This window comes from Novosphingobium colocasiae, from assembly GCF_014652555.1.
Classification (GTDB): domain Bacteria; phylum Pseudomonadota; class Alphaproteobacteria; order Sphingomonadales; family Sphingomonadaceae; genus Novosphingobium; species Novosphingobium colocasiae.
Genome location: NZ_BMZA01000051.1, coordinates 1 through 2,014, shown reverse-complemented (window position 1 = coordinate 2,014; position 2,014 = coordinate 1). Strand labels below are relative to the sequence as shown.

1 protein-coding gene and 1 pseudogene are annotated in these 2,014 nt (G+C 64.8%); both read right to left on the bottom strand.

The features are described 5' to 3' along the window. Nucleotides 1–652, bottom strand: a 652-nt coding sequence (locus tag IE122_RS18130) for a 2-oxoacid:ferredoxin oxidoreductase subunit beta (protein ID WP_189622630.1), incomplete at its 3' end; no start/stop codon positions are given. A gap of 97 nt (nt 653–749) precedes the next feature. After that, nucleotides 750–2,014 (bottom strand): annotated as a pseudogene (locus IE122_RS18125) (2-oxoacid:acceptor oxidoreductase subunit alpha); the annotation flags it as partial.

The window sequence follows — 2,014 nt, the reverse complement described above, 5'->3', positions numbered from 1 at the left end:
CGGTGAAATCGTCGAAGCGATCCTTGTTGTAGACGATGCAGTTCTGGAAGATTTCGATGAACGCCGCGCCCTTGTGGGCATAGGCGGCCTTGAGCACTTCAGGCAGGTCCTTCGACACGTCGTACCCGCGCGCCACGAACCGGGCACCCGCGCCGAGCGCAAAGGCGCAAGGCAGCGCCGGCCGGTCGATCGAGCCGATCGGCGAGGTGGGCGAACTGGTGCCGACGCGGCTGGTCGGCGAATACTGGCCCTTGGTCAGGCCATAGATCTCGTTGTTGAACAGCAGGATCTGGCAATCGAGATTGCGGCGCAGCACGTGCATCGTGTGGTTGCCGCCGATCGACATGCCATCGCCATCGCCGGTCACCAGCCAAACGTCGAGCTCGGGATTGGCGAGCTTGATGCCGGTGGCGAACGCGGGCGCGCGGCCATGGATGGTGTGGAAGCCATAGCTTTCGACATAGTATGGAAAGCGGCTGGAGCAGCCGATGCCCGAAACGAACACCGTGTTCGACGGATCGGCACCGATCATCGGCAGCGTGCGCTGCACCGCCTTGAGGATCGCATAGTCACCGCAACCGGGGCACCAGCGCACTTCCTGATCGGTTTCCCAGTCCTTGAGGGAGGTCTGGATCGGGGTCATGTCGTTCATACTTCGAACCTTCCGTTCGTCTCGAGCGAAGTCGAGAGAAGCTGGCGCCGGTCTGAACGTGTCTCGACTTCGCTCGACACGAACGGGCGCCCCTCTTTTACGGTGCTTCCTGCTCCGGTGCCGGAAGCTGGGCCTCGTTCACCGCGACCTCGCCCTCTTCGTGGCCGGGCTTGCCGTCGAAGAAGCTGGCAATGGCTTCCTCGATCTCGGCGATGGCGAAGGGCTGGCCGCTGGTCTTGGTCAGCGGCACCGCATCGACGAGGTACTGATCGCGCAGCACGGTCTTGAGCTGGCCAGTGTTCATTTCCGGGACCAGCACGTTGTCGAAGCTCTTGAGCAGTTCACCCAGGTTCGCCGGCAGCGGCCAGATGTGGCGCAGATGGATGTGGCTGACGGCGATGCCCTTGCGGCGGGCGCGGCGCACGGCCTGGTAGATCGGCCCGTAGGTCGATCCCCAGCCGACCACGGCGAGCTTGCCCGAGGTTTCGCCCAGTTCCACGCCCTGCGCCGGGATCGAGGCGGCAATGCCGTCGATCTTGTCCTTGCGCGCGGTGGTCTGCGCCTGATGGACATCGGGGGCGTAATCGATGTTGCCGGTATCGATGCCCTTTTCGATGCCGCCGATGCGGTGCATCAGGCCGGGCGTGCCGGCCTTGATCCACGGCCGGACGCCGCGTTCATCGCGCTTGAACGGCAGCACCTTGCCATCGGGGTTGTTGTTGTCCGCCAGGAAAGTCACCGGGAACGGCGCGAAGCTGGCGGGATCGGGCACCTTCCACGGCTCGGACGCGTTGCCGATGTAACCATCGGTCAGCAGGATCACCGGGGTCATGTACTGCACCGCGATCCGGCAGGCCTCGATCGCGCATTCGAAGGCATCGCCCGGCGAACGCGCGGCGATCACCGGGATCGGCGCATCGCCGTTGCGGCCATAGACCGCCTGATAGAGGTCCGACTGCTCGGTCTTGGTGGGCAGCCCGGTGGAGGGACCGCCGCGCTGGGAATTGACGATGACCAGCGGCAGCTCGGTCATGATCGCCAGTCCCATCGCCTCGCCCTTGAGCGCGATGCCGGGCCCGGACGAGCTGGTCACGCCCAACTGGCCGGCATAGCTGGCACCGATGGCGGCGCAGATCGCCGCGATCTCGTCCTCGGCCTGGAAGGTGGTGACCCCGAATTCCTTCATCTTCACCAGATTGTGAAGGATCGCCGAAGCCGGCGTGATCGGATAGCCGCCGAAGAACATCGGCAGGCTGGCAAGCTGCGCCCCGGCGACAAGGCCGAGCGAGACCGCTTCGGCACCGGTGATGGTGCGATAGAGGCCCGCTTCCGAAGGCACCGGATCGATGTGCAGCTTCTTGA